Genomic DNA, 17806 nt, shown 5'->3' on the forward strand with positions numbered 1-17806 from the left:
GCGCTGCTGCTTCATTCTGAGGTGACCACCGACTGTATGGTCAGTTTGTATCGGTAGCGCAGATTGTTCAGGACGACCGTGCCACCCCAAGCGCGGCCGTCGGGATAGTCGATCACGGCGATTGTTTCGCCGTCGAGCAGGAGGGTACGTTGACCTTGGCTTTCGCGCAACTCCCAGCCGGCGGGAAGCGCCTCCCGGATCGCCTCGGCCGGCCACAGGGTCAGTTGTACATCTTGCAACACATCGTCGCCCTGTACCTGCTTGGGCAGCATGAAGTGGCGCCAGACCTGCAATTCGTGACCGTCATAGTGCAGCGACATGACGCGCTGGCCAAAGGCCAGGCCGACCAGGTCGAGGTGCTCGGCATCGATTTCCAGCGCGGTGTCGAGCTGGTCGGTGCGGCCTTCGCGCTCCACCGTCAGGTGCTGCTGCAGGTTCAGGGTGCGGCCCAGCGCGGCCGGCGCCAGGCGCAGATGCAGGCGCGCGTCCTGGCTGGCCGGCGCCGGCGCGGTGGCGCAGCCGGCCAGCAGCGTCGCCGCCAGCGCCAGCAGGGCCGGCCATTGGCATCGCAAGCTCAGGCGCACAGCGCCTCCAGCGCCGTCAAGCGGCGTTTGCTTTCGGCCACGAAGGGATTGCTGAGATCCCAGGCATAGCCGGCCAGGATGGAGGAGATCATGCCGCGGATCTGCGGCTCCTGCTCCTCGTGGAAGATGACGTCCTGGAAGCCGCCGGCGTACCACGACTCCACAAAGGTGCGGAAGGTGTCCATGCCGCGCTTGAGCGGCTGCGCGTAGTCCTGCTCCCAGTCCGGCTGCTCGCCGCCCAGCAGGCGGTGCACGGCCTTGCTGGCCAGGCTGGCCGACTTCATCGCAATCGTGACGCCGGAGGAGAAGATGGGGTCGAGGAACTCGCCGGCATTGCCCAGCAGCGCATAGCCGGGCCCGTGCAGCGAGGTGACGTTGGCGGCGTAGCCGGTCAGGCGGCGCGCCGGGGTGTCCCACTCGGCGTCGGCCAGCAGCGCGCGCAGCGCCGGGTCTTCGTGGACCAGCGTGCGCAGTTTTTCGGTTTCGTCGCCGGTCATCTTTTCGATGAAGCCGTCCGGCGTCACCACGCCGATCGAGCTGCGGCCGTTGGAGAACGGGATCAGCCAATACCACACGTCATGGTGGCGCGGATGTACGGTGATGCGGATCTTGTTGCGGTCGAAGGCGCCGCCCGAGCCCGGGATGCCGTCGCGGATGTGGGTGAAGTGCGCGGTGCGAACGGGGAAGGCGCTGGGACGCTCCAGCTGCAGCAGGCGCGGCAGCACGCGGCCGAAACCGCTGGCGTCGAGCACGAAGCGGGCGTGCACGGTGTAGGCAGGCTGGCCGTCGGGCGCTTCGATGCGAATGCGCGGCTGGGCGCTGAGATCGGCCTCGGTCACGCGGTGGCGATAGCGGATCTCCACGCCCTGGCGCGCCGCTTCCTTGGCCAGCAGGTGGTCGAAGTCGGCGCGTTGCACCTGGTAGGTGGTGCCCCAGCCAGGCGTATGCTTTTCACGGAAATCGAAGGCGGTCTCTTGCTCGCCGCGCACGAACGACGCGCCGTTCTTGAACTGGAAGCCGTGCTCCACCACCGCGCGCAGCATGCCGGCTTCCTCGATGAACTCCATGCTCTGCGGCAGCAGGCTCTCACCGATGGAAAAGCGCGGGAATTCCTCGCGCTCCACCACCAGCACCTTGTGGCCCTGGCGGTGCAGCAGCGCTGCGGCGATGGAGCCGGACGGGCCGGCGCCGATGATGAGGACGTCGTGATGTTCAATGTACATGGTCATCGTGTTCGTTGCCTTCGTGTGCTCGATGTTGTCGATTCGGGAAAGTGAAGCAGGGCGCCAGCAGCCATACCAGCAGCATGCCGCACAGCATGGTCAGGCCGAAGGCGTGCAGCGGCGGGCTGCCGCTCAGCGCCAGCAGCCCGAACGACAGCAGGGCGCTGACCGCCGACAGGCAGACCGTCAGCCAGGCGTAGCGGCGCTCGCGCCGGGCCGGCTCCAGCAGGAAGATGCCGTAATCCACGCCCAGGCCCAGCACCAGCAGCGCGGCCAGCACATGGAACAGCTGCAGCGGCAGGCCCAGCCAGCCGAACAGGCCCAGCGTCAGGCCGGTCGCCAGCAGCGGCGGCGCCAGCGCGCGCCAAGCGCGGCGGCGATAGCGCAGCGACAGCAACGCAAAGATGGCGGCGTAGGCGGCCAGCAGCGCCCAGCCCATGTATTGGCGGTAGTACTTCAGGACCGACGAAATCTCGCCGACCTTGTCCACCCATTGCACACCGGGCACCTTGGCGGCGACCTCGGCCAGTTCGCCCAGGCGGCGATAGTCGGACAGGCCGCGCAGCGCCACGATGCTGGCGTAGCCGCCGTCAACCTTGCCCAGCCACAGGTGGCGGGTGGCCTCGCCGGCGGCGGAGGCGAGGAAGGCGTCGGGCGTCATCGGGCGTGCGCGCTCCAGCAAGCGGGCGCGCATGCCCGCCACCCATTGCGACGACTCGCCGATGGCCTCGGCCACCTGCGCCAGCGCGGCCGGCTGGCCGTCACGCGCGTCCAGCAGCGACTGTTGCAGCAGCGCCAGGTTGCGTTGCTGCATGGCCTGCGACGGCACCCAGTTGGACACCGCCTGCACGCCGCTGATCAGGTGCGCGTCCACCAGCGGCTGCAGCCGCTGCGCCAGTTGTTCTTCTTGCTGCAGCACCGCGTCGGCCGACTCGCCGCGCACCAGGTAGAACTGCACCGGCGCGGCCATGTCGAGCAGTTTGCCGATCCTGATCTGATCATCCAGTAAGGCTTGCGGGGTTTTTTGCAGGGCGCGGATGTCGTCGCTGGCCTGCAGCTTCACCAGGCCGGCCAGGCACAGGCCGATCACGCCGACCGCGGCCGGCAGCATCAGGTGCCAGGCGTGGCCGCCGAGGAAGTCGGGCCAGCGTTCGATGCTGCGGCTCAAGGCATCGGCGGCGCGGGTGGCGCGCAGGCTTTTGGGGCCGACCAGTTGCGGGAACCAGCAGGCCACCGTCAGCCACGCGAACACCAGGCCCAGCGCCGAGAACACCGCCATCTGCTGCAGTCCGGGGAAGGGCGTGGCGGCCAGGCCCAGGTAGCCGATCACCGCCGCCAGCAGCATCAGCGCCAGTCCGGGCAGGAGCTGCCTGAACAATTGCGGTGAGCTGACGCTCTCGGCCGTGCCCAGCCGCGCGCACAGGAAGTAGATGCCGTAATCCTGCGCGATGCCGATCAGGCTGGCGCCGAACACCAGCGTCAGCAGGTGCACATGGCCGAACAGCAGCATGCTCACCGACAGCGCGCCCAGGCAGCCGACCGCGATCGAGGCGGCGATGTAGAGGATGGGTTTGAGCGAACGGAACGACAGCCACATCAGCAGCAGGATGCCGATCAGCGAGCCGGTGCCGATGGTGGCCATCTCGCCGCTGGCCTGTTCGCCGGCGGCCGCCGCATGCAGCACCACGCCGCCGGTGACGACCTCGGCCGCCTGCGCCTGCGCCAGCGCCGCCTGCCGGGCATTCGCCAGCAGCGGCACCACTTGCTCCTGCGCCTGCAGGGAGAATGCGGACGCCTTCAGCTCCAGCAGCAGCAGCACGTAGGACTTGCCGTCGCGCTCCACGAACAGGCGGCCGTCGCGCGGACGCACCGGGGTTTCGCGCGCGCGTTCCTGTATCCAGCCGGCGAACAGGCCGAAGGGATCGTCCTGCCAGGCGCCCAGCTTGGGGCCGCCGAACGCGCCGTACATGCCGGCCAGCGCCTGCTGGCTCCACTGCTGCGGCGAGGCTTGCGCCAGTTGCGCGCGCTGGGCCTCGGTCAGCAGCAGCGTGCGGCTGTTGCCGAACACGTTCAGCCATTGCTCCTGCAACTGGGCCGAGCCCGCCATCGGCGCCACCAGCGCGGCCTGCGGGCGCAGCGCGGCGAGGTAGGCGTCGGCGGCGCGGGTGGCGCGCTCCCAGTCGGCGTCGCCGACCAGCACCACCACCTTCTGCTGCGAGGTGTCGACCATGTGCGAGAAGGCTTGCTGCAGCACCGCGTCGTTGCGCGAGGACGGCAGCAGGGCCAGGATGTCGGTGTCGGGGCTGGCGCGCTGGCCCAGCCACAGCCAGGCGTTGTGGCCGGCCAGCAGCAGCACGGCCAGCAGCCACAGCGCCGCCAGCCGGCGCTGCAAGGATCCTGCCTTGGGTCCGGACTTAGTCAAACATCGCCCCTTCTTCGGCCGTCAGCGCGGACTCGCCGGTCTTGATGGCGGAAAACACGATGTCGGTGCGGTCGCCGCCGGCTTCCTTCATGCCGACGCGCTCGACGTAGGCGCCGCCGTCCAGTGTGATGTCGCCGATGGCCTTGGCCAGCGCCGGCTGGCGCGCCTTGAGGGCGACATGCCACGGGCCCTTGCCGTTGTTGCCGATCTCGCCGTCCAGCTCGAACAGCGAATCGAGCTGGCTCAGGTCACCGGCCAGCAGCGAAAACAGCACGCTGTTGATCATCTTGACCACCGGCTCCTGCTGCGCGTCCAGCTTCATCGCCACGCGGCCGTTCTGCATCTGGACGATGGCGTCGCGCGTGATGCGCAGCGTGTTGGGGAAGGGCTGCAGCGTCTGCCACAGGATGCCACGGCCTTTGAGCACGCAGAAGCGGCCGTTGGATTGCAGCGGCTTCTTGATGCCGGTCAGCTGCTTGGTCTGGTCGAAGCGGCCGCACATCACGGCCGGTTTGGCCAGTGCGGCCTGGATATGCTGCACCGGGGCGGCGGCGCGGGCCGGCAATGCGGCGGCCAGCGTTGCGCCCAGCAGCAGGGAGGTGAAAAGGGGTTTGCAGGAAATCATGGGGCGGGGGGAATCAGTCCGAGCTTGTGCCACAGCACCGGCGGCGACACGAAGCACATCTCACGGTTGGAAATCTGCACCGCCACCTGAACGGTGGCGGCGCGCGTCAGGCGGGCGCCGGTGACGGCGTCGCTGACCTGGTAATCGATCTTGAGGCGGTTTTCCCACTCGACCACGGCCGCCGCGACCTTGATGCGCTGGCCGAAGGTGGCCGGCGCCGCATAGCGCAGGTGCAGGTCGATCACCGGCCAGGCGTAGCCCGAGTCCTTCATGGCCGGGTAGTTGTAGCCGAGCTTGTCGAGCAGGGCGCAGCGCGCGGTTTCCAGGTACTCGACGTAGCGGCCGTGCCAGACGATCTCCATCGGGTCTAGGTCGTAGAACTGAATCTGCAGCTCGACCTCGGCCTTCCACGGCGAATTGGCCAGCGTCAATTTGCCCGAGGGCAAGCTGGTGCGGGCCTGATGGGCCAGCGGTGAAACGGGGGCGTCACTCATACAGCGTCCAGGCCTGTTGGCGGATACGTTGGAGCAGCAGGCGCAGGTCGGGTTCCAGCATGCGGTCTTCGTCGACCACCGCGATGTCGCGCGCCAGCGCCTCCTGCATGGCGGCCAGGCGGCCACCCGGCAGGTCGCCCAGCGGGGTGTCGCCCGGCTGCTGGCGTTGGCTGCGCAGCCAGGCACCCTGGCGCACGGTGATCAGCAGCGCCGCCGCCACCTGCTCGGTCAGCTCCAGCACGCGCAGGCAGTCGCGTGCGGCGATGGTGCCCATGCTGACCTTGTCCTGGTTGTGGCACTCGGTCGAGCGCGAGAACACCGAGGCCGGCATGGTCAGCTTGAGCGCTTCCGCCGTCCAAGCCGAGGCGCTGATCTGCAGGGCCTTCAAGCCATGGTTGATGGACGCGCGCGGGCCGGTGGCGCCGGAGAGATTGGAGGGCAGGCCGTTGTTGTAGCGGTTGTCCACCATCAGCGCCATCTGGCGGTCCAGCAGGTCGGCGATGTTGGCCACGGCGGTCTTCATGCTGTCCATGGCGAAGGCGATGTGGCCGCCGTAGAAGTGGCCGCCATGCAGCACGCGCTCGCCGTCCGGATCGATCAGGGGATTGTCGTTGGCGCTGTTGAGCTCGTTTTCGATATAGCTGCGCAGCCACGGCAGGGCATCGTTCAGCACGCCGATCACGTGCGGCGCGCAGCGTACCGAATAGCGGTCCTGCAGGCGCTTCTCGTTGCGGTGCGGCTGGTCGCACGGCAGGTCGGCCTGCAGCCAGGCGGCAACCTGCTGCTGGCCGGGGTGCGGCTTGGCCGAGAACAGGGTGGCGTCGAAATGGTGGGCGTTGCCGTCCAGCGTGAAGCTGGCCATGGCGGTGATGCGCGTGGCCAGGCGGCACAGGTATTGCGCGCGGTCGTAGGCCAGGCAGGCCAGCGCGGTCATGACGGCGGTGCCGTTCATGATGGCCAGGCCTTCCTTGGGGCGCAGGCGCAGCGGCGTCATGCCGGCATCGGACAGGGCCTGCGCTGCGGGAATCTGTTGGCCGTCGCGCCAGACGTCGCGTTCGCCGCACAGCACCGCCGCCAGGTAGGACAGCGGTGTCAGGTCGCCGCTGGCGCCGACCGAGCCCTCGCTGGGGATCAGCGGCAGCAGGTCGTGTTGCAGCAGCGCTTCGATCTGCTGCAACAGCGCCACGCTCACGCCCGAGAAACCTTGCGTGAGCGAGTTCAGGCGCGCGGCCAGGATGGCGCGCGTCTGCTCGGGCGAGAACAGCGCACCCAGGCCGCAGCCGTGGTAGGTGTAGAGATGGTGCGGCAGCTCGGCCACCAGTTCCGGCGGTACGGTGACGGTGCAGGAGTCGCCGTAGCCGGTGGTGACGCCATAGATGGTGCCGTCTTCGCGCAGCAGGCGGTCGAGGAAGTCGGCGCCGCGGCGGATGCGGTCCAGGAACGGCGCCTCGCCGGACAGCGCGGCGCGGCCCTTGCGCTGCGACAGCGCGACCACGTCTTCGATGGTCAGCGTGCGTGCGCCGAAAATGATGTTGGGGGAATCAGTGTGGGACATGTTGGTCATCGAGGGCGGAGTCCGCCCAGAAATCGTAGAAGTTGAACCACTGGAAAGGCGCCTGCAGGCAATGGAATTCGAGCCGGGCCGCGTAGTCTGCGGCCAGCTCGTCCAGGCGTTGGTCGCGCTGTTTGCGCGGCAACTCGACCAGGTCGCGGAAGAATTCGAAACTTACTTCGGCGCCCTGCGCGGTGCGCCGCGAAAACATCAGATACACCGGGCAGCGCAGCAGCGAGGCCAGTACGTAGGGGCCGACCGGGAAGGGTGCGCTGCGTCCCATGAAGGCGGCGCGCGCCACGCGCGGATTGGGCGAGACCGGGATGCGGTCGCCCGCGATCACCACGAACTCGCCCTGCGCCACCTTGTCGGCCAGCATCATGGCGGTGGCCGGCGACATGTCGGTCACCTGCATCAGGTTCAGCTGGCTGCGCGGGTCGAGCTGGGCCAGCATGCGGTTGAAGGCCTGGGCGTGCTTGGTGTGCACCAGCACGGTCAGCTTCACCTCGGGATGATCGCGCCCCATCACGCGGCACAGCTCCAGGTTACCCAGGTGGGTGCAGATGATGAGTCCGCCGCGCCCTTGCTCCACGGCGGCGGCAATGTGTTCCTGGTCGCGCAGCGTGACGCGGTCGGTGCGAAACAGTCCGCCCCACAGCAGCATCTTGTCCAGCAGGCTCTCGCCGAAGGCGGCGAAGTGGCGGAACACGCCGCCGATGCCGGCCGGAAGACACAGGCCCGGACGGTAGGCCTGCACCTGCAGCAGATAGGCGCGCGACGCCCGCCGCGCGCGGCCGTTGGCGGCGATGTACCAGCACAGCACCGGGTATAGCATCAGGCGAAACGGCAAGCGGCCGCACAGCCGGTAGACCGTAAACAGCAGGCGCATGCCGGCCACGAAGCTGACCTCGTTGATCTGCGCCCAGTGGCGCGTCTGTTTGTGCGCCGTCATCGCGGCGGCCCCGCCAGCGCGCGGCCCAGTTTGCGCGCCAGCAGCAGCGGCGAGCGCGGCAGCATGCCGAAGAACAGCCGCGCATGCATGCGCGAGATCAGCACGTTGTCCAGCCACACCTTGAAGTGGGAGACGCCGTCGGTGGGGTAATGCACGCGCGTGGGCTGGTCGAGAATGCGCAGCCCGCGCCATTGCAGGCGCACCAGGATCTCGGTGTCGAAATCCATGCGGCGGCCGATGCGCACGCTATCCAGCAGTTTCAGCACGGGCGCCAGCGGGTACACACGAAAGCCGCACATGGAGTCGCTGATTTCCAGCGACAGGGTGTTGATCCAGACCCATACATGGGTCAGGTAGCGCGCGTACAGGCGGCCCTTGGGGATGCTCTCGTCGTAGACCGGCTTGCCGTTGATGACCGCGCGCGGCGCGGCCAGCGAGGCGGCCAGGAAGCGCGGGATATCAGCGGCGTCGTGCTGGCCGTCGGCGTCGATCTGCAGCGCATGGCTGTAGCCGGCCCGGGCGGCGTGGCGCAGGCCGGTGATCACGGCGCCGCCCTTGCCCTGGTTGACGGCGTGGACCAGCAGCGTGACCTGTTGCGGATGGGCTGCGGCGATCTCGCGCAGCACCTGCGCGCAAGCCGCGCTGCAGCCGTCGTCGACCAGCACGCAGTGCAAGCCGTGGGCCAGCACCGCATCCACCACGGCGCCGATGGCGTGCTCGTGGTTGTACACCGGGATGACGGCGGCGGTGGTCGGGGCGATGGTCAGGGCGTCATTCATTGAATCAGTCATTGCGGCCCCAGCATAAAGCGCCCGCTGGCATGCTGCCCGCCTTCGGAATGCAGGCGGAAACTCAGCGCGCTCTTGGCGGCGTCGTATTGCAGTTCCAGCGTCACGACGGCGCCGGGCACGACCACGCGCTGGAACTTCAGCGCCGCCACACCCAGAAAGCGCGGCGGCATCTCGAAGTAGCGGCGGCCCAGCAGCAGCGCCCAGTCGGTCTGCACCACGCCGGGCAGGATGGGCGAGCCGGGGAAGTGGCCCTCGAAATACAGCAGATCAGGCGGGATGCGCAGCGACAGCCGCACTGCGTCGACGTCGCGTTGCAGCTCGGTGATGTCGGGCAGCGTGGGGCGGGGCGATGCGGCGGGGGCGGACGTTGCCGGTTCTAGCAGCGCGGTCAGCGCGGCCACGGTGATCTTGCCTTGTTGGTTCACCGGCATGGCGTCCAGGTAGCGCCACAGGCGCGGCAGCGCGATGCCTTCGATGGCGCCGGCCAGCGCCGTGCGCAAGGCGGCGTTCATGGCCGGCTTGCCGCGTTGCGCCAGTAGTTGCCGGCCGTCCGCGGTGGGCACCGCGAAGGCGGCGATGAACTGGCGCCCGCGTTTGCCCTCGTGCACCAGCACGCGCGCCTCGGCCACCAGCGGCGAGGCCAGCAGCAGGCGTTCGATCTGATCCAGCGAGATGCGTTTTTCTTCCAGCTTGACGATGCGGTCGGCGCGGCCGTGCAGGGTGAAGCCGCGGTTGGCGCCATCGCGCATCTCGGCGCGGTCGGCCATGGCGAACCAGCCGTCGTCGGGCAGGTGCGGCGAGCGCACTTCCAGCGTGCCCTCGGCGTTCACGCGCGCGTCCACGCCGGGCATGGCCTGCCAGCGCTCTTCGCGCAGCGCCGGGTCATGGTGCGGCTGGCGCCAGGCGATGCCGCCGGTCTCCGAGCTGCCGTAGATTTCCAGCGGGCGCTGGTCGAACAGCTGCCAGGTCTGGCGCGCGGCTTCTGCCGGCAACGGACCGCCGGAAGAAAATACCGCGCGCAGCAAGGCGGCATCGGGCAGCGTCGGTTGTTCGGGAAAACGCTTCAGGTGCGCCGGGCTGGAGAGCAGCGCCCACGGCCGCGGCGGCACCATGCGCTTCAAGTCTTCGGGGAAGAAGGCGCTTTGCGCATGCACCGCGCGTGCAGCCGGGATCGGCCACAGCACCTTGAACAGCAGGCCGTAGATATGTTGGTGCGAGACGGTGGCGACGATCTCGGCATCGTCCAGGCGATCACCGAACAGCGCCTCCAGCGTGGCGACTTCATTGGCCATCTGCGCCAGCGTCTTGGGGATGGCTTGCGCCTGGCCGGTGCTGCCGGAGGTGTAGACCACCAGGCCCGGGAAGCCGGCCGGCAGTACCGGCCAGGGGGCATCGTCACCGGCCGTCGGCGCCAGGTGCGACTCGCTCAGGCGCAGCGGCTGCCAGGCCGCGTCGATATCGCCGACCAGGCCGTCGACTTCGCCTTGCAGGGCGCAGCAGGTGTCGGGCAGGGCGTCACTGGGCAGGTAGACCGTCTTGCCGGCCAGCCAGGCGCCGAACAGGGCCGCGGCGAAATGCAGGGAGTCCGTATGGAACAGCGCGAAGCGGCGTCCCGCGCTGGACTCCAGCAACCGGCGCCAGCCGAGGATCTCGCGACGGAACTGCGCGTTGCTCACGCTTGCGCCGTCGCGCCAGCCGATGACGTGCTCGGCGGGGAAATGTTGGAAGGGCAGTTGCAGCAAGTTCAGCGGCGTCGCGCCGCCCGCCTCACGCATGATGGCGGCGCCGCACGTGCAGGCGCACCAGGTATTCGCCGGCGAACAGCACGCCCATGGCGACATAGGAAATCACGCCGGTGTACATCGACCACACCGCAGGCGAGGCCCACAGCGCGGTGGCGAAGGCGATGGCGCCGTTGGCGGCGAAGAACACGCACCATACCTGCGTCACGCGGCGGGTATAGGCGATCGCGAAGGGCGGCAACTCCGGGTCACGCAGGCGCGCCAGGCGCTCGATCATGGACGGCGGATTCAGCAGGCTGTAGCCGAACAGCGCCAGCATGCCGATGCTGATGGCGACCGGATAGAGCTTGAGCGGCAGCAGCGCGTTCCAGTACAGCGCCGGCGCGGCCAGCGCCAGCGCGGCGATACCGGTCCAACGCACATGGCGGGAGAGGCGGCGCGAGGTCAGCAGCCGCACGCCGCCGATGGCCAGCAGCAGCAGCGCCAGCTGGCGAGGCTCCAGCCGGCCGTGCGCGCTCCAGATCAGCAGCGGATAAAGCAGGATCAGCAGCGTGCCGAGCAGGGTCGACAGCTCAGGCCTTTTCATCCGTACCCATCAGCGTGGCCAGCACGTCGACCACGTCCTGCACGGTGCGCACGGTACGGAAGACGTCCGGCTGGATGCGCTTGCCGGTCATCTGATTGAGCTTGACCACGATGTCGACGGCGTCGATGCTGTCGATGTCGAGGTCGGTGTAGAGGTTGGACTGAGGCGTGATCGCAGCCTTGTCGAGCTCGAACATCTCATGCAGCATGTCGACGATCCAGGAGTAGATCTCGTCCTTGTTCATGGTGGGGGCCAAAGTGGTCATCATGAGCCTTTATTTGTTTCTCGTTGCCGTTATTGCTTGTGGCTGGCGACCAGCGCCGCCAGCGCCTGTACCGAAGCGAAATGCTTGCGGGTTTCTTCCGAATTTGCCGACAGCGTGATGCCGTAGCGTTTTTGCAGCGCCACGCCCAGTTCCAGCGCGTCGATCGAGTCCAGTCCCAGTCCTTCGCCGAAAAGCGGCGCGGCGCTGTCGATGTCAGCAGGGCCGATGTCTTCCAGTTCCAGAACCTCGATGATCAGTTCCTTGATTTCTTCTTCGAGCTTTTGCATCGACTAGCTTTCTTTCATGAAGTGCTGTTGCAGGTAAGTGGTCAGCTGGCGCGCGGCCAGTGTCGGGTTGTCGGCGCACGCCGGCGCATCGGCGCCGATGGCGTGATCGATGTGGATGTCCTGGCCGATCTGCACGGAAAACAGCGGGATCGTGTCCGGCACGTCCCACCATTTCTCGCCCTTGCTCAGCGTGAGCGGGGTGCAGCGGATGTATACCGGCGTGATCGGGCATTCGCCGCGCACCGCGACGTTGGCCGCGCCGCGCTTGAAGGTCATGTTGCCGTCGATGGGCGTGCGCGTGCCTTCCGGGAAGATGATCAGGTTGCCGCCGCCGCGGATGGAGTCGATGCAATCGTCGATCAGGTCCGGGCCCTGCTCGTTGCTGATGTAGCCGGCCGCACGGATCGGCCCGCGCGTGAAAGGATTGCGCCACAGCGCATTCTTGACGATGCAGTCGGCATGCTGCACGAAGGCCATCAGCAGCACGGTGTCGATCAGTGTGGGGTGATTGGCCAGAATCAGCAGGCCACGACGGCGCAGGCGCTCCAGTCCGGAGATTTCATAACGGATCACGCCCAGCGCGCGCATCATCTCGACGAAGCTGCGAAAAGCCAGGCGAATCACCTGGCGCGCCAGCAGCACGCGGCGCCGACGGTCGCGTACGGCCAGGTCCAGCAGGGGAAAGACGATCAGGCGCAGCATCAGTCCGCCCAGGCCGAACATGGCGAAGGAAAAGCCGGTGCCGGCCACGCGCCAGCCGCGGTTGAGGCGTTTGCCGAGCTGCTTGGTGGTGCGCTCAATCATGGCGCATCCAGTGCCAGCGGCGGCCGTCGGCCTGGCGCACCATGCCGTCCCGGTCGCGGGCAAGGAAAAAACGCAGCACGTCGATGCCGCCGGGAGCGGCGTCGGGCACGGCCGTCTGGCCGGCTTCGGCAGCGCTCCACTGCAGAGACAGGGTGGGCAGCGGGCCGTCCTCGTCGGCGGCCTGCATCAGCCAGGCCCAACCGAAGGGCTGCTCGCGGCAGTCGGCGTAGTCTTCAAACGCCTCGGGCAGCGGGCCGTCGGCCGCCACCAGCAGCACCTGCGGGGCGCCGTCGGCCAGCAGGCCGCAGGCCTCGATCACGGCGTGTTCGACGGTGCTGTGGCCGGCGGCGATGGCGATGCTGTTGCCGCGCGCGCGGCGTGCGATGGAAAACAGGCCGGCGTTGGCGTTGTGCACCGACAGGCTGAACGCGGTCGGCGACAACGTGGTCCCGTTGGACAACTCCTCAAGCAACTCGACCGAACGCGAGCATTCGCCGTGGCGCGAGGCAAATACAACGGGGGTGTCTTCGGCGATGCCGTGCGCAGGCAGGGCGGCATAGGCGGCTTCCAGGGCGATCTTGCCGGTCGCGCTGGCGCGACGGCGCAGCATGGGCGGCATGGCTTTGACCGCCGGTTCTCCCGAACCGGCTGCCGACAGATTGCCGCTGACCCATTGCTGCCAGGCTTCTGCGGAATCGATTCCCGGAACCCATGCCGCATGCGATGCAACAGTAAAACTGACATCCCCAAAAAGCATATCTTCAAAAAGCGGCGAGGCTTTTGTCTTAGCTGTAATTCATTGGCCGGATCCATCCTCCCTCATGCGAACCGTTTTTTGACGAGAGATTCTGCAGCAGAGGCCCCCAGCCCGTTTTTGTTGTTGATGTACGGGCCGAATCCGGTGGCGAAAAAGTTAAATTTTGTAAGCGGGAATGGTACGACAAAACACCTGAATAAACACGAATTTACACTGAAAACTCAGGCCAAAAAAAAGGCAGGAACGAGATTATCGTACCCACCTGATTTTTGTTGTCCGCGCGAGACGATAACGTCCAGCGCCAAACGATTGTCTGCAGCCATTGCTTATGCAATTTTTGCTGGTGCCGGGAGCCGGAATCGAACCGGCACGCCTTGCGGCGCGGGATTTTGAGTCCCGTGCGTCTACCTATTCCGCCATCCCGGCAACGCAAGCCGAACATTATGACGCGTTTTGCCACTGCGAGCAAGAGGTGCGGCCATCGGCCGCCGGGGATTATTTGCCGCAGACGGCCTCGATGGCGCGTTCGCCGGTCGAGCCGGGGATGGGGTCTTGCAGCTTCACGTCCGCATAGGCCAGCTGGGGCGCCAGCAGCAACTGGCCCTTGCCGTCCGGCTGGGCGTACATCTTGCGGCTGCCGAAGCCGAGCTGGCGATTGTTGCAGTCGAAATAGGCGGTCGAGACTTCCGACGAGTAGTAGGTCTTGCTGCCCTGGCCCATCAGCAATTGCGGCCGGGTCCAGTTCAGCAGGATCTGCGCCTGGCGGATGCTGCGGGTGACGACGATGCTGTTCTTGTCGACGAAGAAGCTGCCGATGGTGTTGTCGCCCAGCGGCGACCATTCCGCATGCGCGGAGGCGGCGACGCAACACAGCGCCAGCGCGGTCGCCATGCGTGCCGACGCGCGCAGGACGGAGGAGGGGGAAATCTGTACATCCATATCGGCAGAGTGCGCCGCGATCACCGGGTGCGACGGCATCAGCTGAACATCACGGCCAGCATGGCCACGTCGTCTTCCAGCAGCAGCGCCAGCGTGACACCCCAGAACAGCGTTTCCGCCGCCAACAGGTGCCACGTGCGCTGCAGGTTCGAATGCTTGTTCAACACCGGGATCGCGAAAGTTTGAGTTGCAGCAATCCTAACATGCGCGCGACGAACGGTCATCGCACGCGGCGGCGGGGCGGCCCGCCGCCGCTGCGCTGCCGCCAGGCTTACTTCAGTCCGGCCGGGTCGCGCCCGATGGTGGTGAAGATCTCCGTCATCAGTTCCTTGCCCACGCGCTTTTCCATCTCGTGATAGACCGGCGCCTGTGCCTTGCGCCATTCGTCCTTGTCCTGCGCGGTCATGGTCAGGATCTTGGTCTTGCCGGTCTGGCGGATTTCCTCCAGGGCGTCGTCGTTTTCCTTTTTCGAATTGCTGTTGAAGTAGGTGGTGGTGTCCGTGACAGCCTGGTCCATGATGGGACGGAGGTCGGCCGGCAGCGCATCCCAGAAGCGCTTGTTGGCGATCAGCACGTAGCCGTGGTAGCCGTGTTCGGAGACCGTCAGGAATTTTTGCACCTCATAGAACTTGGAGGTGCTGACGATGGACGGCGGATTTTCCTGGCCGTCCACCACGCCGGTCTGCAGGCCCTGGTACACCTCGGCGAACGCCATCACCTGCGGCAGCGCACCCACCGCGCGGGTGCGCGCGTCGATCACCTTGGAGGACTGGATGCGGATCTTCATGCCCTTGATGTCGCCCGGCTTGACGATGGGACGGTTGGAGGTCCAGTCGAGGAAGCCGCTGTCCAGCATGGCCAGGCCGGTGATGCCTTTGCTGTCGAGCTTCTTGAGCAGCTTGTGGCCGATCGGGCCTTGCGTGACCTTCTGCGCCTGCTCCATGTTATCAAACAGATAGGGCAGGTCGAACACCTCGAACTCGCGCACGCCGATCGGGCCGAACTTGCCGAAGGTCGGGGCCAGCATCTGCACCGAGCCCAGCTGCAGCGCCTCCAGCTCTTCCTTGTCCTTGTAGAGCTGGCTGTTGGCGTAGACCTCCACCTTCACGCGGCCCTGCGTGCGTTCTTCCACGATCTTCTTGAAATACTCGGCGGCCTTGCCCTTGGAGGTGTTGGTCGCCACCACATGGCTGAACTTGATGACGATGGGTTGTTGGGCGAGGGCGGAGCCGGCGCCCACGGCCAGCTGTGCAAGCAGGGCGAGCGCGCCCAGGGTCTTCCAGGACTTCATCTTTGTCTCCTTCGTTATTGTCATGGCGGCACGGCGCCGCCTGCGGGCCTGCAATGCTGCTGCTCCGCTCTGCGGCGGATGCGTGAACAATAGGGTGATGACGGGATGCTGCGTATTGCCTGATGTTGCCGGATGTTGCCTGCTGCGGTGGGGCCGGCGGGCGCGAGCCCGCCGGTGAAGCGGCGGCCGGGAAGCCGCCTGGAGTGTGTTGCCGTCGGCTCAGATCGCCGCGGCGATCGCCTTGCCGACGGTGGTGGTGTCGCCCTTGCCGCCCAGGTCAGGCGTCTTGGGGCCGTCCACCAGTACGCGTTCCACCGCGGCCAGGATGGCGTCGTGCGCCTGCTTGTACTTGGCGTCGCCGTTGCCGAGGAAGTCCAGCATCATCGCGCCCGACCAGATGGTGGCGATGGGGTTGGCGATGTTCCTGCCGAAGATGTCCGGCGCCGAGCCGTGCACCGGCTCGAACAGCGAAGGCAGTTCGCGCGAGGGGTTGATGTTGGCCGACGGCGCGATGCCGATGGTGCCGGCGCAGGCCGGGCCGAGGTCGGACAGGATGTCGCCGAACAGGTTGGAGGCCACCACCACGTCGAAGCGATCCGGGTTCAGCACGAAGTGCGCGGTGAGGATGTCGATGTGGTACTTGTCGCGCTTCACGTCCGGATACTGCTTGCCCATGGCTTCCACGCGCTCGTCCCAATAGGGCATGGTGATGGCGATGCCGTTGGACTTGGTGGCCGAGGTCAGGTGCTTCTTGGGACGGCTTTGCGCCAGGTCGTAGGCGAACTTCAGGATGCGGTCGGTGCCCTTGCGGGTGAACACCGATTCCTGGATCACGGTCTCGCGCTCGGTGCCCTCATACATGCGGCCGCCGATGGAGGAATATTCGCCTTCGGTGTTTTCGCGCACCACGTAGAAGTCGATGTCGCCGGGCTTGCGGTTGGCCAACGGGCAGGGCACGCCGGGCATCAGGCGCACCGGACGCAGGTTGACATAGAGGTCGAACTCGCGGCGGAACTTCAGCAGCGAGCCCCACAGCGAGACGTGGTCAGGCACCGTGGCCGGCCAGCCGACCGCGCCGAAGAAGATGGCTTCAAAGCCTTTCAACTGGTCGAACCAGTCGTCCGGCATCATCTTGCCGTGTTTTTCGTAATAGCCGCAGTGGGCCCAGTCGAAGTGGGTGTACTCGATCTCGATGCCGAACTTCTTGCTGGCGGCCTCGACCGCGCGCAGGCCTTCGGGAATCACTTCCTGGCCGATGCCGTCGCCGGCGATGACTGCTACCTTGTGCTTGTTTGCCATGCGTCTTTCTCCTCGATGATGCGGCGCCTTGGCTGACGGAGTCTGGCGGCGCCTGTCGGAAGAAGATCATAAACGCAATCGCGCGGCGATCATGCACGCAATGGTGGTTCCATGAAACACGATTCGTGAATAATTGAGACGTGAAGCCAAGACGTGAAAAAGGCACTGCCGCGCAGTGCCTTTTCCTGTCCTGCTTTGATTGCGACGCCGTCTGCCGCTCAGCCGCCCAGCGGCTCCGCCCACAGCGCCACGCCCATGCTGTGTTCCTCGCCGGGCGCCAGCTCCACCAGGTCTTCCATGACGTTGGCGGTCTCGATGCACAGCATGCGCTGCCAGGCGTCGTCGGCGAACTGCGACAAGCGGCGTGCCTTGCTGGCCCAGGGATTCCACACCACGGCCGAGGTCGAGCCGCTGGCCTCGATGCGGATGCGGCGGTTCCAGCCGTCGTCGCGGATGGCCAGCTGCGGCGGCAGGTCGAGGTAGATGCGGTCGGTTTCGCTGCTGACCACCAGCGCGCGCTTTTGCAGGCGCTCGGCCCAGCCCTCCAGGGTCTCGATGTAGCGTTGGCCTTCCAGGCCTTCCACCGTCGCGTTGTGGATGCTGCTGACCGCAAAGTAGCTGTGCAGCGCCTGTGACAGGGCGATGTGCTGCTCGCTGCCGTTGCGGGTGGCCAGGTTCAGGTGCAGGCGGTCGTCCAGCACGATGTCCAGGCGCAGCTCCAGCCCGTGGGGCAGGTGGCGCAGGCTGGGCGAATCGGTGACCGGCGGGATCGCCAGCGACAGGCGCACGGTGTCGCCTTCGATGGCGTTCTCCACCAGGATCCAGTCGATGCCGCGCACCAGGCCGTGCGCCGGCAGGCGGCCGCCCGAGTGCAGCGCCTGCACCTGCGGCGGATTGCGCATCAGGTCGCCGAACCAGGGCCAGCAGACGGGGATGCCGCCGCGCACCGAGTTGCCGGCCTCGAAGGCGGCTTCCTCGCTCATCCAGATCACCGGCTCCTGGCCGAACACCTGGTAGCGCAGCACCTGCGCGCCTTGCTCGGCGATCAGCAATTCGGCGCGCGAGGTCTGCACCCGCAGGCATTGCAACTGGTTGACTTCGATGCGCTGGATATGCGGCACTTCGGGCGGGACTTCTTGCTCCTCTGTGAAGATCATGCTGGGAAACTCCGAAAGATCATTGCGATACTGCAA

At 66.8% G+C, this 17806-nt stretch carries 19 protein-coding genes and 1 tRNA gene; all 20 read right to left on the bottom strand.

Features of this window, described 5'->3' with window-relative positions; genetic code table 11:
- Window positions 1-11: 11 nt before the first annotated feature.
- The gene (locus J8I26_RS07055) at window positions 12-584 is read right to left on the bottom strand and encodes a DUF3261 domain-containing protein (RefSeq protein ID WP_348635289.1); all 573 of its coding nucleotides are present in this window, start codon (window positions 582-584) and stop codon (window positions 12-14) included.
- Window positions 575-1813 carry an NAD(P)/FAD-dependent oxidoreductase gene (locus tag J8I26_RS07060; protein WP_245200171.1) on the bottom strand — a complete coding sequence of 413 codons (1239 nt, stop codon included), beginning with the start codon at window positions 1811-1813 and terminating at the stop codon, window positions 575-577. Before J8I26_RS07060 ends, J8I26_RS07055 begins: the two co-directional genes overlap by 10 nt.
- A complete protein-coding gene (locus tag J8I26_RS07065) occupies window positions 1797-4229 on the bottom strand; it encodes an MMPL family transporter (protein ID WP_209605535.1) in 2433 nt (810 codons plus the stop codon). The genes J8I26_RS07060 and J8I26_RS07065 overlap by 17 nt, the downstream gene beginning before the upstream one ends.
- Window positions 4222-4854, bottom strand: coding sequence for an outer membrane lipoprotein carrier protein LolA (locus J8I26_RS07070; RefSeq protein WP_209605537.1), 633 nt, complete (start codon window positions 4852-4854; stop codon window positions 4222-4224). Before J8I26_RS07070 ends, J8I26_RS07065 begins: the two co-directional genes overlap by 8 nt.
- Window positions 4851-5348 (bottom strand): acyl-CoA thioesterase, encoded by a 498-nt coding sequence (locus J8I26_RS07075; protein ID WP_209605539.1) that lies wholly within the window; start codon window positions 5346-5348, stop codon window positions 4851-4853. Before J8I26_RS07075 ends, J8I26_RS07070 begins: the two co-directional genes overlap by 4 nt.
- On the bottom strand, window positions 5341-6903 hold the full coding sequence (locus J8I26_RS07080) for an aromatic amino acid ammonia-lyase (protein ID WP_245200172.1): 1563 nt from the start codon (window positions 6901-6903) through the stop codon (window positions 5341-5343). The genes J8I26_RS07075 and J8I26_RS07080 overlap by 8 nt, the downstream gene beginning before the upstream one ends.
- On the bottom strand, window positions 6890-7852 hold the full coding sequence (locus J8I26_RS07085) for an acyltransferase (RefSeq protein WP_209605543.1): 963 nt from the start codon (window positions 7850-7852) through the stop codon (window positions 6890-6892). The genes J8I26_RS07080 and J8I26_RS07085 overlap by 14 nt, the downstream gene beginning before the upstream one ends.
- Window positions 7849-8631: a glycosyltransferase family 2 protein gene (locus J8I26_RS07090; RefSeq protein ID WP_209605545.1), complete on the bottom strand. Its 783-nt coding sequence runs from the start codon at window positions 8629-8631 to the stop codon at window positions 7849-7851. The genes J8I26_RS07085 and J8I26_RS07090 overlap by 4 nt, the downstream gene beginning before the upstream one ends.
- A gap of 8 nt (window positions 8632-8639) precedes the next feature.
- Entirely contained in the window at window positions 8640-10418 is a 1779-nt protein-coding gene (locus J8I26_RS07095) for an AMP-binding protein (RefSeq protein ID WP_209605547.1), read from the bottom strand.
- Window positions 10411-10971, bottom strand: coding sequence for a hypothetical protein (locus J8I26_RS07100; RefSeq protein ID WP_209605549.1), 561 nt, complete (start codon window positions 10969-10971; stop codon window positions 10411-10413). Before J8I26_RS07100 ends, J8I26_RS07095 begins: the two co-directional genes overlap by 8 nt.
- Entirely contained in the window at window positions 10958-11236 is a 279-nt protein-coding gene (locus J8I26_RS07105) for an acyl carrier protein (protein ID WP_209605833.1), read from the bottom strand. The genes J8I26_RS07100 and J8I26_RS07105 overlap by 14 nt, the downstream gene beginning before the upstream one ends.
- Before the next feature lie 29 nt (window positions 11237-11265).
- Window positions 11266-11523, bottom strand: a complete 258-nt coding sequence (locus J8I26_RS07110; RefSeq protein WP_209605551.1) for a phosphopantetheine-binding protein — start codon at window positions 11521-11523, stop codon at window positions 11266-11268.
- A 3-nt stretch (window positions 11524-11526) separates the two neighbouring features.
- Window positions 11527-12327: a lysophospholipid acyltransferase family protein gene (locus tag J8I26_RS07115; RefSeq protein ID WP_209605553.1), complete on the bottom strand. Its 801-nt coding sequence runs from the start codon at window positions 12325-12327 to the stop codon at window positions 11527-11529.
- Window positions 12320-13084 (bottom strand): beta-ketoacyl synthase chain length factor, encoded by a 765-nt coding sequence (locus J8I26_RS07120; RefSeq protein ID WP_209605555.1) that lies wholly within the window; start codon window positions 13082-13084, stop codon window positions 12320-12322. Before J8I26_RS07120 ends, J8I26_RS07115 begins: the two co-directional genes overlap by 8 nt.
- Before the next feature lie 341 nt (window positions 13085-13425).
- A tRNA-Leu gene (locus J8I26_RS07125) sits at window positions 13426-13510 on the bottom strand.
- A gap of 69 nt (window positions 13511-13579) precedes the next feature.
- A complete protein-coding gene (locus J8I26_RS07130) occupies window positions 13580-13975 on the bottom strand; it encodes a surface-adhesin E family protein (protein ID WP_245200202.1) in 396 nt (131 codons plus the stop codon).
- A gap of 86 nt (window positions 13976-14061) precedes the next feature.
- Window positions 14062-14187 (bottom strand): hypothetical protein, encoded by a 126-nt coding sequence (locus J8I26_RS22795; RefSeq protein WP_280868430.1) that lies wholly within the window; start codon window positions 14185-14187, stop codon window positions 14062-14064.
- Between the two features lie 107 nt (window positions 14188-14294).
- Complete coding sequence (locus J8I26_RS07140) at window positions 14295-15314, bottom strand: DctP family TRAP transporter solute-binding subunit (RefSeq protein ID WP_209605559.1); 1020 nt, start codon at window positions 15312-15314, stop codon at window positions 14295-14297.
- Window positions 15315-15533: 219 nt separating this feature from the next.
- On the bottom strand, window positions 15534-16613 hold the full coding sequence (locus J8I26_RS07145) for a tartrate dehydrogenase (RefSeq protein ID WP_209605561.1): 1080 nt from the start codon (window positions 16611-16613) through the stop codon (window positions 15534-15536).
- A 218-nt stretch (window positions 16614-16831) separates the two neighbouring features.
- The gene (locus J8I26_RS07150; protein WP_209605563.1) at window positions 16832-17770 is read right to left on the bottom strand and encodes a D-hexose-6-phosphate mutarotase; all 939 of its coding nucleotides are present in this window, start codon (window positions 17768-17770) and stop codon (window positions 16832-16834) included.
- Window positions 17771-17806: the final 36 nt, after the last annotated feature.

Origin of the sequence: Herbaspirillum sp. LeCh32-8 (assembly GCF_017814915.1) — a bacterium.
Taxonomy (GTDB): domain Bacteria; phylum Pseudomonadota; class Gammaproteobacteria; order Burkholderiales; family Burkholderiaceae_D; genus Herbaspirillum.

Coding starts and splice junctions, on each gene's coding strand:
- J8I26_RS07110 (WP_209605551.1), bottom strand. CDS start 11,523: ATGCAAAAGCTCGAAGAAGAAATCAAGGAACTGATCATCGAGGTTCTG.
- J8I26_RS07085 (WP_209605543.1), bottom strand. CDS start 7,852: ATGACGGCGCACAAACAGACGCGCCACTGGGCGCAGATCAACGAGGTC.
- J8I26_RS07130 (WP_245200202.1), bottom strand. CDS start 13,975: ATGGCGACCGCGCTGGCGCTGTGTTGCGTCGCCGCCTCCGCGCATGCG.
- J8I26_RS07145 (WP_209605561.1), bottom strand. CDS start 16,613: ATGGCAAACAAGCACAAGGTAGCAGTCATCGCCGGCGACGGCATCGGC.
- J8I26_RS07140 (WP_209605559.1), bottom strand. CDS start 15,314: ATGAAGTCCTGGAAGACCCTGGGCGCGCTCGCCCTGCTTGCACAGCTG.
- J8I26_RS07150 (WP_209605563.1), bottom strand. CDS start 17,770: ATGATCTTCACAGAGGAGCAAGAAGTCCCGCCCGAAGTGCCGCATATC.
- J8I26_RS07090 (WP_209605545.1), bottom strand. CDS start 8,631: ATGAATGACGCCCTGACCATCGCCCCGACCACCGCCGCCGTCATCCCG.
- J8I26_RS07070 (WP_209605537.1), bottom strand. CDS start 4,854: ATGATTTCCTGCAAACCCCTTTTCACCTCCCTGCTGCTGGGCGCAACG.
- J8I26_RS07060 (WP_245200171.1), bottom strand. CDS start 1,813: ATGACCATGTACATTGAACATCACGACGTCCTCATCATCGGCGCCGGC.
- J8I26_RS07105 (WP_209605833.1), bottom strand. CDS start 11,236: ATGACCACTTTGGCCCCCACCATGAACAAGGACGAGATCTACTCCTGG.
- J8I26_RS07075 (WP_209605539.1), bottom strand. CDS start 5,348: ATGAGTGACGCCCCCGTTTCACCGCTGGCCCATCAGGCCCGCACCAGC.
- J8I26_RS07080 (WP_245200172.1), bottom strand. CDS start 6,903: ATGTCCCACACTGATTCCCCCAACATCATTTTCGGCGCACGCACGCTG.
- J8I26_RS07095 (WP_209605547.1), bottom strand. CDS start 10,418: ATGCGTGAGGCGGGCGGCGCGACGCCGCTGAACTTGCTGCAACTGCCC.
- J8I26_RS07120 (WP_209605555.1), bottom strand. CDS start 13,084: ATGCTTTTTGGGGATGTCAGTTTTACTGTTGCATCGCATGCGGCATGG.
- J8I26_RS07100 (WP_209605549.1), bottom strand. CDS start 10,971: ATGAAAAGGCCTGAGCTGTCGACCCTGCTCGGCACGCTGCTGATCCTG.
- J8I26_RS07115 (WP_209605553.1), bottom strand. CDS start 12,327: ATGATTGAGCGCACCACCAAGCAGCTCGGCAAACGCCTCAACCGCGGC.